The 14,661-nt window shown below is 45.6% G+C and carries 13 protein-coding genes; 1 reads left to right on the top strand and 12 read right to left on the bottom strand.

All coding sequences use genetic code 11. The annotated features are described in order from the left end of the window. Positions 1-206: 206 nt before the first annotated feature. The 3 genes from ispF to ACIFSR_RS15300 form a co-directional block, all read right to left on the bottom strand. Positions 207-689, bottom strand: coding sequence for a 2-C-methyl-D-erythritol 2,4-cyclodiphosphate synthase (ispF, locus tag ACIFSR_RS15310; protein WP_339205300.1), 483 nt, complete (start codon positions 687-689; stop codon positions 207-209). After that, entirely contained in the window at positions 686-1,405 is a 720-nt protein-coding gene (gene ispD, locus ACIFSR_RS15305) for a 2-C-methyl-D-erythritol 4-phosphate cytidylyltransferase (RefSeq protein ID WP_430058080.1), read from the bottom strand. Before ispD ends, ispF begins: the two co-directional genes overlap by 4 nt. 150 nt (positions 1,406-1,555) lie before the next feature. Beyond that, positions 1,556-2,650 (bottom strand): PIN/TRAM domain-containing protein, encoded by a 1,095-nt coding sequence (locus ACIFSR_RS15300; RefSeq protein ID WP_076271450.1) that lies wholly within the window; start codon positions 2,648-2,650, stop codon positions 1,556-1,558. Between the two features lie 176 nt (positions 2,651-2,826). Between ACIFSR_RS15300 and ACIFSR_RS15295 the strand changes: the two genes are divergently transcribed. Beyond that, the gene (locus ACIFSR_RS15295; protein ID WP_054025352.1) at positions 2,827-3,222 is read left to right on the top strand and encodes a hypothetical protein; all 396 of its coding nucleotides are present in this window, start codon (positions 2,827-2,829) and stop codon (positions 3,220-3,222) included. 115 nt (positions 3,223-3,337) lie between these two features. Here ACIFSR_RS15295 and ACIFSR_RS15290 read toward each other — a convergent pair whose 3' ends face one another. From ACIFSR_RS15290 to ACIFSR_RS15250, 9 genes are all read right to left on the bottom strand, one after another. Next, positions 3,338-5,425 carry a serine hydrolase gene (locus ACIFSR_RS15290; protein ID WP_430058077.1) on the bottom strand — a complete coding sequence of 696 codons (2,088 nt, stop codon included), beginning with the start codon at positions 5,423-5,425 and terminating at the stop codon, positions 3,338-3,340. 184 nt (positions 5,426-5,609) lie between these two features. Beyond that, the gene (gene pssA, locus ACIFSR_RS15285; RefSeq protein WP_076271452.1) at positions 5,610-6,356 is read right to left on the bottom strand and encodes a CDP-diacylglycerol--serine O-phosphatidyltransferase; all 747 of its coding nucleotides are present in this window, start codon (positions 6,354-6,356) and stop codon (positions 5,610-5,612) included. An 88-nt stretch (positions 6,357-6,444) separates the two neighbouring features. Beyond that, a complete protein-coding gene (gene disA, locus ACIFSR_RS15280) occupies positions 6,445-7,521 on the bottom strand; it encodes a DNA integrity scanning diadenylate cyclase DisA (RefSeq protein ID WP_076271453.1) in 1,077 nt (358 codons plus the stop codon). 11 nt (positions 7,522-7,532) lie between these two features. Beyond that, complete coding sequence (gene radA / locus ACIFSR_RS15275; protein WP_076271454.1) at positions 7,533-8,900, bottom strand: DNA repair protein RadA; 1,368 nt, start codon at positions 8,898-8,900, stop codon at positions 7,533-7,535. A gap of 376 nt (positions 8,901-9,276) precedes the next feature. Next, positions 9,277-9,633 (bottom strand): antibiotic biosynthesis monooxygenase, encoded by a 357-nt coding sequence (locus ACIFSR_RS15270; protein ID WP_430058075.1) that lies wholly within the window; start codon positions 9,631-9,633, stop codon positions 9,277-9,279. 130 nt (positions 9,634-9,763) lie between these two features. Beyond that, a complete protein-coding gene (gene clpC, locus ACIFSR_RS15265; protein WP_339205304.1) occupies positions 9,764-12,223 on the bottom strand; it encodes an ATP-dependent protease ATP-binding subunit ClpC in 2,460 nt (819 codons plus the stop codon). Between the two features lie 2 nt (positions 12,224-12,225). Next, positions 12,226-13,305 (bottom strand): protein arginine kinase, encoded by a 1,080-nt coding sequence (locus ACIFSR_RS15260; RefSeq protein WP_339205305.1) that lies wholly within the window; start codon positions 13,303-13,305, stop codon positions 12,226-12,228. Between the two features lie 28 nt (positions 13,306-13,333). Next, complete coding sequence (locus ACIFSR_RS15255) at positions 13,334-13,855, bottom strand: UvrB/UvrC motif-containing protein (protein WP_076271458.1); 522 nt, start codon at positions 13,853-13,855, stop codon at positions 13,334-13,336. 35 nt (positions 13,856-13,890) lie between these two features. Then, positions 13,891-14,352: a CtsR family transcriptional regulator gene (locus tag ACIFSR_RS15250; protein WP_339205306.1), complete on the bottom strand. Its 462-nt coding sequence runs from the start codon at positions 14,350-14,352 to the stop codon at positions 13,891-13,893. Positions 14,353-14,661: the final 309 nt, after the last annotated feature.

Here is a 14,661-nt window from a genome sequence, read left to right as displayed (position 1 = left end):
TAAATAACCTCCTAAAAGTTTTGCGAAGCACAAACTAACTTCGTGAGCATATACAGATAAAGTTTTGCGAAGCACAAACTAGCTTCGTAAGCATATACAGATAAAGTTTTGCGAAGCATAAACTGGCTTCGTAAGCATATACCAATAAAGTTTTGCGAAAAAAAATCTAGCTTCGCAAGCATATGCTGATTAATGAATACTCCCGATCATAGCACATCCTTTATTAGACAGACAACGGATTGCGCTGCAATTCCTTCACCGCGTCCTGTGAACCCAAGCTGCTCGGTTGTCGTTGCTTTCACATTCACCTGTGTTACATCAGCCTCAAGCGCCTTCGCTATAATTTCAGCCATTTGCGGAATATATGGCAGCATTTTTGGCTTTTGAGCAATAATCGTGGAATCAATGTTCCCAAGCTTATATCCGCGCTCACGCACAAGCTTCCATACTTCCTCCAGCAGCTTTAAGCTGTCGGCATCTTTAAAAGCAGCATCTGTATCCGGAAAGTGTTTGCCGATATCGCCAAGTCCAAGCGCACCCAGTACTGCATCCGTTATGGCATGCAACAGAACATCCGCATCGGAATGGCCTAGAAGCCCCTTCTCATATGGAATCGTTACTCCCCCAATAATGCATGGACGTCCTTCTACCAATTGATGCACATCAAATCCATTTCCAACTCGAATCATCCTTGCTCACCATTCCCCTCTGCCCTATCGGCATGACGCTTCGCAAGCAAAAATTCCGCCCACGGCAAATCTTCAGGCGTCGTAATTTTAATATTTGCATATTCGCCTTCTGCAACAGTAACGCTTGAACCCATGCGTTCTACAACCATTGCGTCATCTGTTCCAATGAACTCTTCTGCAAGTGCACGCTCATGCGCCTCCTGCAGTAGAACACGTCGAAAAGCTTGCGGCGTTTGTATCGCCCACAAGCTTCGGCGGTCCGGAGTCGAAACGATAACTCCCGCTTCATTGACTTGTTTAATCGTATCCTTTACTGGAACAGCCAGCACAGATGCACCGCTCTGCTCAGCCTGCGAACAGCAAGCACGGACGGCATTCGCCGATACCAGCGGACGTACACCGTCATGCACCATCACCCAGTCGTTCTTTAGCTCCTGCAGACCTAAGTATACCGAGTGCTGTCGTTCTTTCCCCCCGGCAACTATAGCGGTTACCTTCGTTATGCCATATAGGGAAGCCCAATTGCGGCAACGCTCCACGTCCTCGCTGCCTACGACCAGAACCACTTCATTTACCAAATCCATCGATTGAAACAGCTCTAGCGTATGCACAAGAATAGGCTTGTCCGCCAGCTTCAAATACTGCTTGCTTTCTTTCGTTCCCATCCGCGTGCCTCGTCCGGCCGCTACGATGATAACTCCCCAATCTGCTCCCATGCCTCGACCCGCCTCACACTGAGTTAAAACATAAGTATTTATAAACCTAGCTTCTTATAAATAAACTTACGTTTCTCTGCGAAACGAGCTTGTGCCGTCTTTTGTCGACGTTAGCCGTTTGCGCTATAACAATAGTACTATCATACCTTGTTACTGCGCTTTTTCCAACAGCTTCGGCTTTGCAAATATCATTCGGCCCGCAGAGGTTTGAAGCACGCTCGTTACAAGCACTTCCATTGTTGTCCCGATATATTCACGTCCGCCCTCAACGACGATCATCGTGCCATCATCCAAATATGCGACACCTTGTCCATGCTCTTTGCCGTCTTTTATCACTTGTACGATGATTTCTTCTCCAGGTAGAACAACCGGCTTCACAGCATTAGCCAAATCATTAATATTGAGCACCGACACGCCTTGAAGCTCACATACTTTGTTTAAGTTGAAGTCGTTGGTAACAACTTTACCATGAAGCGCCTTAGCCAGCTTGACCAGCTTGCTGTCTACTTCTCCGATTTCTTCAAAATCTCCTTCATAAATAAGAACCTTTACGTCCAGCTCTTTCTGAATCTTGTTCAAAATATCAAGCCCGCGGCGTCCTCTATTGCGCTTCAATAAATCAGATGAATCAGCAATATGCTGCAGCTCCTCAAGCACAAACTCAGGAATGACTAACGTGCCTTCAATAAATCCAGTTTTACAGATGTCTGCAATACGGCCGTCAATAATAACGCTGGTATCGAGTATCTTATGCTCCTCGTAACCACCCGCCTCATCTACAGGCGCGACTCTCCGTTTCTCCAGCAGAGCTGCAAAACCTTCTGCCAGCTCCTCCTGCTTATGCAGACCAATTCGCATGCCCAAATAACCGAAGCATAACATCATAGCAGCAGGAAGGAGACTTCCTATACCATCTAGACCCGATACTGCGGGATAGATCAGAACAGTAAGCAATAAACCTGCTAGAAGACCGCCAGCTCCAGCAATCAGCTGCTGCATAGGAAGCGCTGCGGTTTGCTCCGCACCCTTCTGCATATAGCGAATGACTTGCCCTGCAACCATCGTTGCTACAACTACACCAAAAACCGCGCCAATTGCTACATTCATGTAATAAGTGCCGGATCGCTGTAGCATTCCGAAGGATGAGCCAGACCATACGGCCGCTCCATTTATCCATCCGTATACTTCACCGCCTGCCATACCACCGAACAACATACCCAATATTTGAATTATTCGTCTAACCATTATGGTTCACCTCCACTATAATTATGTTCCAATAATTGGATCGCTAACCGTGGGGGCACGGATTAATTGAAAACATTTATAATTTTTAATAATTCACATTTTGTAAAAGGGGGATAGGAGGCTTATAATGGATATTAGGAAGAAAACATAAGAGGTTGGTGAAAGAGGTGGAACCGATGAGCGCTCCTACACTGGATCAATTTCAGCAGCAAGTATCCGAATTGTTGCTTCGGCACCGCAGCTTGCTAGATGTTATGTCCAAATTTGGACAGTCAGGCGCTTCGGTAAATCGTGCAGTCACTAAAGCAGTCACAGACTGTGGATGTATTGAACTAAATGCCCGCAAACAACAATACTCGGACGAACTAAATCTTGAAAATGCGAAAACGACGCTGCAAAGTCATCTCACTGGAGCCGTATGCGAGCATTGCCGCGATGCGCTCAAGGCCGATCTTGGCCGCAACTTGTTTTATATGACTGCTTTATGTAATTTGCTGGACATTCAACTGGATGAAGTTATTGCTGATGAATACGACAAATGCTCAACTTTAGGCCTGTTTAACTTAACGTAAATATGCAACATATGAATCGCGAAGGAAAGAGACTATAGCAGACTCTTCCTCCCGAGCAACGAGTAACACAAGAGGCCTCCCATATTGGGAGGCCTCTTTTTTAGCGTTAATAGTGCTACTTCTGTTGCATGAATCCAGAAACAATAACATCTAACGGGCGTGTAAGAAGAGAATATAAAATAGCAGCTTCCTCTTGGCGGTTCAGAACTTTCTTAGAAGCGTAATTGAAAACACCTTTCTCTGGCTCTTGAACCTCTGGTCCAAAAATGCCGAGCTTAACGATCATCTTAACAGCTGGCAACGCCCATTTATCAGTCTCACCGGAGAGCTTAACCGACTCGAACAATTCTGCTGGATACTGCTGAGAGAAGACGCGCCACATCATAACAGCGGCTTCTTGGCGAGTAATGTTGCGATCCGGTTCAAACAGATTCGTTGTTGTACCTTTGACCAGCCCCAGCTCATACGCTTGCTGAACAAAAGCAGCGGCCGAATGGCCTTCCAAATCCGTAAATACGAGTTCTTCCGTACTGCTTCCTTTTAATCCGCTAATCTCCATAAGATGCTTAACAAATTGTCCCCGAGTAACTGATTGCTCAGCATTAAATTTTTCATCCTCAATATCGGAGTAGTGCCCTAATGTTTTCAGCGTATAGATTGCCTTCTCATAAGGGTGGTCTTTCGCAATATCAGCAAACAAGGTTGGCGCTTTATGTTTCATCCCATAGCCGAGCGGATTCAGATACGGCTCCTTAAAGTAAAGCACTTCATCGCCTGACCCTAACGAAAATGCCGTGAATTTACCCGTAAGACTATCTACAAACAGATTTTTATCTACTTGTTTAAGCGCACGCGGTCCAAGGAAAGCATCTGAAATCATCAAGCTTCCTTTGCCGTCTGCTTCTATTGATGTATTTAGTTGTCCAAGACGAAGGTCAGTATAAATGCCCATGAATTTATTTAATGAATCAGTCGTGCTCGGCGTGAATGCGTCGAACTTGGCAGGTTCAGCATATGCCGGGAAAAACGAATTAATAAACGCCTGATAGAAGAAATCACGGAGAGGGCCTATTTTGTTGTAAGTAATGAATACTCCCATCTTTTGATCCGGAATAAGGAACATAAGCGAGCTTGTGCCCACAATGTCTCCAAACTTGGCAATCACGGAAGAACTGCTTCCCGCCCCAGGAAGCTGAATAGGTGCCTCAAATCCATAAGTAGTGTTCGGCAGCAATGAATGAATCGAAGAGCGATACGTTTCCATCTGATCAACGGTTGCTTGCTTAAGAATGCTGCCGGATTCTGATGAACCGCCATTCAGGAAAGTAATCATAAACTTGCTTATGTCCTCAGCAGTAGAGAACATTCCCCCTTGCGGCATTACAGTAGGAGTAACTGCGTATCGTTCATGTTTGCCGTTTGCAGCGTCGTACTCCGAAACTAGATTTTCTGTAAGTTTTTTATCAAGTAAAAACCGGCTTGAATCCATTTTCAGCGGTTTGAATATATTCTGTTCCATATAATCGTTAAACGGTAAACCGCTGACTTTTTGTACGATCAATCCAAGCAGCATCGACGCAAAGTTATCGTACATGTAGGCGCTGCCCGGCTCCCGAACAACAGAAGGCATATGCCCCCGAACATAGTCTTCAATTTCAACTACTTTCCCGAAGTCAGTATGTATATCCTCTGGCTGCGGATCACGTATTTCAAAACCCGTCGTATGCGTAAGTAAATGCTCAATCGTAACCGGCTTGCCGAACGGGTTGTCGAACTTCAAATCCTTCACATACTTGGTGAAATCGTCTTGAAGAGAAATCTTCCCCTGCTCTACAAGCTGCATAACCGCGGCTGCCGTAAAGGTCTTGGACACTGACGCGATGCGAAACACGCTTGAAGCAGGGTCAATCGGCTTTTTTGTTTCCAGGTCTGCAAAGCCATATCCTCGCTGCACTACCGTTTTCCCATCCTTCACAATAACGACAGAAGCTCCTACATATTGCGATTTGATTTGTTCCGTTGCAAAAAAATCGTTTAAAAAAGTTGTCGCATTTTCAGCATTTAACGCTTTTGGAGCAGGCGCAGCACTCGGTTCCACGGGAGCCGCATAGACGGCTGGAGCCAGCAGGCTGACTGATAAAGCAGCAGTAACAATCGTTTTGGTCCATAAAGAAGGCTTTCTAATACTAAATAGTCGTTTCAAACCAGCATCTTCTCCATTCGAATTCGTTTTTGACCGCCTATTAAATACGAATTTGGAAGATGATTAGTTTCAAAATTATCCCATAACAGATTGCTAAAAGGGACTGTAAGAACGAAAAAAATAGCGCCCAAGCACAAAGATCTGTGCTTGAAACGCTATTTCACATTCAATATTTCTGCTTTTATCAAGCCGGCTTTTCCGTTTGAACAGGGTCTTCTGCGTTTTCATCACGTTTCTTCCGCTTGCGGTTTCGCTTGGGCAAACGGCGATCAACGTTTTTTTTTAGGCCGTACAGCGCATATAGAAGCAGCGGTACAAACAAAATTTTGGATAAGTCATTTTTGAACAATAGACCTAATACGACAGATACAACAATAACAATAGGGACAACCCATACTGCGCTCTTAGGAATACCGACCTTTTTGAAATTCGGATATTTAATCGTACTAACCATAAGAATGGAAAGCACTACTGTGCTTGCAAGCAACACGGATACATAAATGTCATTTTGAAATAAAGCTAATGTCGCTAACACTCCACCAGCCGCCGGTATCGGAAGACCGATAAAATAACCTGGCGCACTTGATATTACATTGAAACGAGCAAGCCGCAGTGCCCCGCAAATCGGGAACAATGCCGTTACAATCCAAGCCAAGGCTGGATTAAGATCTTGAAAAGCAACTACATACATAATAAATGCTGGAGCTACGCCAAACGAAATCACATCGGATAATGAGTCCAGCTCCTTACCGAATTCACTTTGAACGTTCAGCGCCCGAGCAACGCGTCCGTCAACACCATCAAGCAGCATGGCGATTAACACCATCATAGCCGCAGTATCTGGTTTTTCATTGAATACAAGAATGATGGCGATTACTCCTAGGAATAAGTTCCCCACCGTGAGAAGGCTCGGTATCGATTTTGTGATCATCTTTTCCACCTCTTCTCTACTATGCCCCAAAACCCTTAACGAATGTATCTCCACGTTACAGGACCACATTCAATCCATTGTATGGGATTTAAATTTGCCTGTCAATGAACATCTGCTCTTGTATCCGCTTTAGACCTTCCTTAATCGCACGTGCCCGCACCTCGCCAATACCTTCAACCTCATCCAATTCTTCAATTGTCGCCATCAGAATATGAGGCAATCGACCGAAGTTTTCAATCAGATTGTTCATAATAATGAGCGGCAATCTTGGAATTTTATTCAGCAGTCGATAACCACGCGGTGACACGGATTCATCGTTCATGTTGCTCGTATGTGGATAACCGATCAAACGGATGATTGGCGGCGCATCCAGTAGCTCATCAGAGCTCAGCTTCTTCAGGCCTGCCCGAATTTCTCGTATTTTCTCATCCGAATTTTCTTTGGCATAATCCTTAAGTAAGTACCAAGCATCCTCTTCAACTCCGCCAACGAGCTCATCCATTTGCATGCTGATGAGCCGTCCTTCCGTTCCAAGCTCATTTACATAACGCTTGATCTCCATCTTGATGCGCAGCACCATTTCAACACGTTGAATGACATGCGCTACTTCCTGCAGAGTAACGAGCTCTTCGAATTCAAGCGCTGAAAGATTCGTAAAGGATTGGCTAAGCACCGCTTTATATTTCTCGAGCGTTTGAATCGCTTGATTGGCCTTCGTCAAAATAACACCCATGTCCTTCAGCGAATAACGCAGATTGCCTTGATACAAAGTAATAATATTACGGCGCTGCGAGATGGATACAACAAGCTTGCCTGTCTGCTTTGCAACCCGCTCAGCTGTACGGTGCCGAATTCCCGTTTCGATCGACGGAATGGAGCTATTCGGTATAAGCTGCGTATTCGCATACAAAATTCGGCGCATATCCTCGCTCAAAATAATAGCTCCGTCCATTTTTGCAAGCTCATACAAATAGTTAGGCGAGAAATCGCAATTAATGGAGAAACCTCCGTCTACGACTTCCATTACTTCCGGGCTGTAGCCAACAACCAGCAACGCCCCCGTTTTCGCTCGAAGCACATTTTCAAGCCCATCCCGAAAAGGGGTGCCTGGTGCGACTAATTGCAATAATTGATTCATAATTTCAAGCTGTGTAGGTTCCTTCATCATCTGCCCCCCTATCCAAGCGCTGCCTTAAGTGCTTCCGACACTGTAGATACGCCAATAATTTCTATGCCTGCGGGTGGTTTCCACCCTTTTAAACTTTTTTCTGGCATTATGACACGTTTAAAGCCTAGTTTCTCTGCTTCCTTCACCCTTTGCTCAGCACGCGATACCGCACGCACTTCTCCCGTCAATCCTACCTCACCAAATATAACGTCATACGGCTTCGTTGGCGCATCGCGAAAACTGGAGGCTATGCTGACCGCCGCTGCTAGATCGACTGCCGGCTCATCAAGCTTAACTCCGCCAGCTACGTTCAAGTAAGCATCCTGTGTTTGTAGAAACATGCCGTTCCGCTTCTCCAACACTGCGATAATGAGCGCCATTCGGTTATGGTCGATACCCGTTGACATTCTGCGCGGAGATGGAAAATTAGTTGTGGCCACAAGCGCCTGAAGCTCAACAAGCACAGGCCTTGTGCCTTCCATGCTTGCAACTACGGTTGACCCTGATACACCAAGCGGACGCTCAGATAAAAACAGCTCAGAAGGATTCGAAACCTCTCGCAGTCCATCCTCACCCATCTCGAAAATGCCAATCTCGTTCGTCGAGCCAAAGCGGTTTTTGACTGCCCTTAAAATTCTGTACGTATGATGGCGCTCTCCTTCAAAATAAAGAACACAATCCACCATATGCTCTAGAAGCCTTGGCCCCGCAATCGCGCCTTCCTTCGTAACATGGCCGACGAGCACCGTCGCAATTCCTTTAATCTTGGCCACTCGCATAAAGTGGGCCGTGCATTCTCGTACCTGCGATACACTCCCGGGAGCCGATTGAACATTTGGATCGTAGACGGTTTGAATGGAGTCAATAACGAGAAAATCCGGCTGGACTGATTCTATGGCATCGTTAATTTGCTCCATATTGGTTTCGCATAGTACATAAAGCGATTCCGTCAGCGCACCAAGTCGATCTGCCCTTAGCCTTGTTTGCCGCACGGACTCCTCCCCAGAAATATAGAGCACTTTCAATCCTTTCACCGCGAGCGCATGAGACGTTTGCAGCAACAGCGTTGATTTTCCGATTCCGGGATCTCCGCCGACAAGAATTAGCGAGCCTGGAACAACACCTCCGCCGAGCACTCGATTAAGCTCAAGCATCCTTGTTTCTATACGAGGCTCTTGCCCACTTTCTATATGTATGATGGACTGCGGCTTTTCTTTCGCATGAAACGACGACAATCCGACGCCCTTCGTTTTCACAACGGTTTCTTTCTCTTCCACCATCGAATTCCAAGCGTGGCAACCGGGGCATTTCCCCAGCCATTTTGGCGATTCTGTTCCACATTCCGTACAAACAAATTTTGATTTAATTTTGGCCATTCTGTACTCCTTAAACGTTATGAACCAGCGTAAATGAATGATGCCAGCCCTAGCGATTGTGCTTAAAATCACACTACATAAAGTTTACCATTTTATCCTCCATGTATAAACCCACATTGTTAATGAAAAAAAGGAGATAACCTACTTATTATTCGTTTCCCACAGCTAAGCTTATCCATTTCACGTCTTTTCATTGTTATCCACAGAATTACGAACAAGTTATCAACATTATCCACAACTCATCAACATATCCCCAAAGCCTTTTTCTATAAATACAACATAAAAAACGCCCTCGTTATCCACAGTGGATAAGAGAGCGAAATATTACTCACAACGCAGCATATTTATTAGAGCTCCAAATGATAAATAAATAGAATTAATGCTGCTTAATCTCAATTCCAGCTTGCCGAGCAACTAACACGCGATGCGTTGTCAATTGTGAGCCGAGCATCACGCTTTCCGTTTGCTGGCCTGCCTCGCCCTGTTGTCCCCCGCCTCTATGAGCGTGCGCTTGCCGAAAAGAATCACTGTTCACCCAACCCTCAAAGGAAGCTTTGGTTTCCCAAGTCGTGCTTACTTTAAGCTCATCATATTCTTCTAAGCCTTCCGTTAACAACACTTCCATGCGCACAAAACCAGGCGATAAATCTATGCCTTTGGAGTTTTGAAATCTACTCGCCACCGTCTCCCCGTGGCCTTTTTTTACTTTTATCGTATTGGTGACAACAATCATCGTTGTTCCTCCATTCTATGTATCGCTATAGCCTTATTATACGATAATGATTATCATTGTCAATTTATTGTATTAATAAAAACTGTCCCGCAAGCAGCTATTCTGATTGCGGGACAGTTTAATATCATGCTTATTTTGTCGTGGATTCTTCTGGCTCTTGTTCGGAAATCGATTTGGTAACGGTTAGACCGCCATCCTTCTCATCGATTGTGAACGTATCGCCTTTTTGGATTTTACCCATCAACAAATCTTCGGACAAACGGTCTTCGATATGTTTTTGGATTGCCCGGCGAAGCGGACGAGCTCCATATTGTGGATCGTAGCCTTCCTTCGCAAGGAAGCTTTTTGCTGCATCCGTCAAGATGAAGTCAACTTCCTGCTCACGCAGACGCTTGCGTAGCTCATCCGACATGAGTGTAACGATTTGAGCAATATGCTCCTCGCCAAGCGAATGGAACACGATGCTTTCATCAATACGGTTCAAGAACTCCGGACGGAAGCTTTTCTTAAGCTCGCCAAGCACTTTATCCTTCATTTGCTGGAAGTCGCGTCCTGCATCCTGTACGGCTGTGAAACCGAGCGAGGAATTACGCTTGATTTGATCCGCTCCAACGTTAGAAGTCATAATAATCAGTGTGTTGCGGAAATCGACAACGCGGCCTTTGGAATCAGTCAAGCGACCATCCTCCAGCACCTGAAGCAATATGTTAAATACTTCAGGGTGAGCTTTCTCAATTTCATCTAACAAAACAACGGAATATGGCTTGCGGCGAACTTTCTCGGTTAGCTGTCCGCCTTCTTCATAACCTACATAACCAGGAGGCGCTCCGACTAGACGGGATGTCGAATGTTTCTCCATATATTCCGACATGTCGATACGGATAACCGCATTTTCATCTCCGAACATCGCTTCTGCAAGTGCTCTGGCGAGCTCCGTTTTACCTACACCCGTTGGACCTAAGAAAATGAATGAGCCGATTGGACGCTTCGGATCTTTCAAGCCGGCACGCGCACGACGAATCGCTCTGGATACTGACTTCACGGCATCATCTTGACCAATGATACGATCATGAAGAATATCTTCCATTTTCAGAAGTCGTTCCGTCTCTTCTTCAGCCAGCTTGCTAACAGGAATACCCGTCCAGCTAGCTACAACCTGAGCAATATCCTCTGGTGTCACTTCAGAATCAGTACGGCCTTGTTTTTCTTTCCACTGGTTTTTGGTAATATCAAGCTCTTCGCGAATTTTTTGCTCCGTATCGCGAAGTGCTGCCGCTTTCTCGAATTCTTGGCTTTGAACCGCTGCATCCTTCTCCTTGCGGATATCTTCCAAACGGTTTTCAAGCTGCTTCAAGTTTGGCGGTACAGTGTAAGAATGCAAGCGCACCTTTGAACCGGCTTCATCGATAAGGTCAATCGCTTTATCTGGCAAGAACCGATCCGGAATGTAACGATCCGATAATTTAACTGCTTGCACGATAGCTTCATCCGTAATTTTCACACGGTGATGAGCTTCATAACGATCGCGTAAGCCGTACAAAATTTGAATCGCTTCTTCTGGAGATGGCTGGTCTACCGTTATAGGTTGGAAACGACGCTCAAGCGCTGCATCTTTTTCAATATATTTACGGTATTCATCAAGGGTAGTTGCACCGATACATTGCAGTTCACCGCGTGCTAGCGCAGGTTTCAAAATATTAGAAGCATCGATTGCTCCCTCTGCTCCGCCTGCACCAATCAACGTATGAAGCTCATCGATGAATAGAATAATATTGCCCGCTTGGCGGATCTCATCCATAATTTTCTTCAGTCGATCTTCAAACTCACCACGGTACTTTGTACCTGCAACTACGGAGCCCATATCCAGCGTCATGACACGCTTATCACGCAAAGTTTCGGGAATTTCATTCTCGATAATCTTCTGCGCGAGACCTTCGGCAATCGCTGTTTTACCAACGCCCGGTTCCCCGATTAGTACTGGATTGTTCTTCGTACGGCGGCTAAGCACTTGAATTACACGCTCAATTTCTTTGCTCCGGCCGATCACAGGATCCAGATTTCCTTCCTTCGCATAAGCAGTTAAATCTCTTGCAAGTCCATCGAGCGTAGGCGTGCTAACATTCGCTGGCGAACCGTGATTGCTTGAGACTGCTTCACTGCTGCCAAGAAGCTGAAGGACTTGTTGACGAGCCTTATTTAGGCTAATGCCAAGATTGTTGAGCACACGTGCCGCAACGCCTTCTCCTTCACGGATGAGACCAAGCAAAATATGCTCTGTGCCAACGTACGTATGTCCAAGCTTTCTTGCTTCATCCATCGAAAGCTCAATTACTTTTTTCGCGCGTGGCGTATAGGCAATGTTGTTAGGCTGCTCTTGACCGCGACCGATCAACGCCTCAACTTCATCTTGAATCTTCTCAAGCCCAAGTCCTAGTCCAATCAATGCTTTAGCAGCTATTCCTTCCCCTTCGCGAATAAGGCCTAGCAAAATATGCTCCGTACCAATATTGTTATGTCCGAGACGAACCGCTTCTTCTTGCGCCAATGCAAGCACCTTCTGTGCTCGCTCCGTGAATCTTCCAAACATCATATTTACGCACCCCCATGGCCTTTTTCACCACGCAATTGCTTGCGTATGAGTTCTGCTCTCCTGAAATCTCTCTGCTCTGGACTCATCTTCTCGTCGAAGGTTTGTTGCAAAAATCCAGGCTGAGTCATGACCAAAAGTTCATTCAACACTTGTGGCGTTACATCTGATAAAATGCCTAGGTCTGCACCAAGCCGCACATCTGACAACCGCTGCGCAGCTTCCTTGGAATCCATAATTGAAGCATATGCTAAAATACCATATGAGCGCTTCACGCGATCCTCTGTCCTCAGCCGCGACTCATGCATAAGACGTTTGCGTGCTGCTTTCTCATGCTCGATGATTTGTCTTGCAACACCGTAAAGATTTTCAATAATTTCATTCTCGGATTGCCCCAGCGTAATTTGGTTAGACACCTGAAATAAATTCCCAAGCGCTTCACTGCCTTCGCCGTACAAGCCTCTTACCGCCAAGCCTACCTGTGTAACAGCTGACAATATCCGATTGATTTGAGATGTTAAAACGAGTGCTGGCAAATGCATCATGACGGATGCCCTTATGCCTGTGCCCACATTCGTTGGACATGTCGTCAAATAACCGCGTTTCTCATCAAATGCATAATCAGCCGACTCTTCAAAAATATCGTCAATTCCGCTGGCCAATGCCCATGCCTCCTGGATTTGGAAACCTGGATACAGACATTGAATGCGCAAATGATCTTCTTCGTTAATCATTATGCTAACAGATTCATTATCGCTTAAAATAACGGCCCCGCATCGCGATTCGTTCGCTAAATTGGGACTGATTAAATGCTTTTCAACAAGCACCCTTTTATCAAGCTCGCTTAAATCTGACAAAACAATGGTCTCAAATGATCCAATTGACTGCAGCTTGCCGCTCTGGCTAACTTCAGTCAGCTGATCCATGACATCCTTAGATTGCTGATTTGTTGCAAGTAATGGAAAAGGCTGATGACGTAAATTTCGGGCTACTCGCACTCTGCTGCTAATGACAATTTCAGATTCAGGACCTGCGTCCTTCATCCATTCGCTGAGCGCATGCTGTGAGAATCGATGCTTAGTCAAGAGGTTCCTTCACTCCTTCTATGCTAGCCTACAGGTCTGCCATTTTGCGCTCTAATTCACGTATTCGATCACGCAGCTCAGCCGCGCTTTCAAATTCCTCTTGATCAATCTTCTCCTGCAGATCCCGCCTCAGCTGTTCAATCTCGCGCTTGCACTGGATTTGCCCGCCTGAGCGCTTAGGGATTTTACCGCTGTGTACGGTGCTGCTGTGAATACGTTTGAGAAGTGGATCAAGCTTACCTTCGAACGACTGATAACAAGAGCTGCAGCCGAATCGACCGATTTTGCTAAACTGTGTATAGGTCAGTCCACATTCCTCGCAGCGCAGCGCTGGCTGCTTAATGCCGGTAATCGTCGACCCGCCAAGCTGTTCGAAATCAAGAAGCCCCGATAGTAAGCTATGAATAGAAAAGCTATTTGGCGCGCCTGGAATGCCTTCGCCTTTCTCACGAGCACAGCTTTCACAAATATGAAATTCGGTCTTCTCGCCATTAATGATTTTTGTGAAATGAAGCGTAGCCGGTTTTTTACCGCAATCTTGGCAAAACAAGCCTGATCCCTCCTCCCGGTATTAACGGTTTGTCATTACTTAACCAGCAATGAGATAAGCATGGACCTTAACAACCTTGCCCGAATTTCATCCCTTAGCGGCAGCTTCAGTGCAATGGTATCGCGATGCACAGCCGCACGGAGCAGATTTCCCTCGCGCTTAGTGATAAGTCTTGCTTCCTCAAGCTGATAAATAAGCCCTTCCGCTGCACCTTGATCGACACATTCTCCAACCGTTTCTTCGATATGGAATTGAATCGCCTTTAATGCAGGAAGCTCAATCCGTTGTATTCGGATATAGCCTCCGCCGCCGCGCTTACTTTCAACCATGTATCCTTTCTCCATGGTAAATCGAGTACTAATTACATAGTTGATTTGCGACGGTACACAAGAAAATTTGTCAGCCAGGTCATTGCGTTGAATTTCTACTGCGCCCTCTGGACTTTCTTGAAGCATAAGCTTTAAGTACTGTTCGATGAGATCGGAAATGTTACGCAAACCACCAACCTCCCTGAGAAATAACCAATAAAACTAAAGTTGAAACATAGGTATTAATGAGGTCTTGCGATCAAATCAGAATATACACCGAATATTCGGACAACTGACTTTGACTTTCTTTGACCTTGATTTTATTATATGCAATTTCAGCAAAAGGTCAAGTGCTCGGTAAAATTGATTTTCCATTAGCTTGGTACGCTTGCATGCTGTTTATACATAGCCGGATTCATTTATATGATTAACGCTCTTTTTCTGCATGCAAATACAACAAAAAACCTATCGCATATTATGCGATAGGTCTCTCGTGCT

The organism is Paenibacillus sp. NRS-1760 (assembly GCF_050467785.1).
Taxonomy (GTDB): domain Bacteria; phylum Bacillota; class Bacilli; order Paenibacillales; family Paenibacillaceae; genus Pristimantibacillus.
The sequence above is the reverse complement of the archived record's forward strand: the minus strand, read 5'-3'. Positions and strand labels throughout refer to the sequence as shown.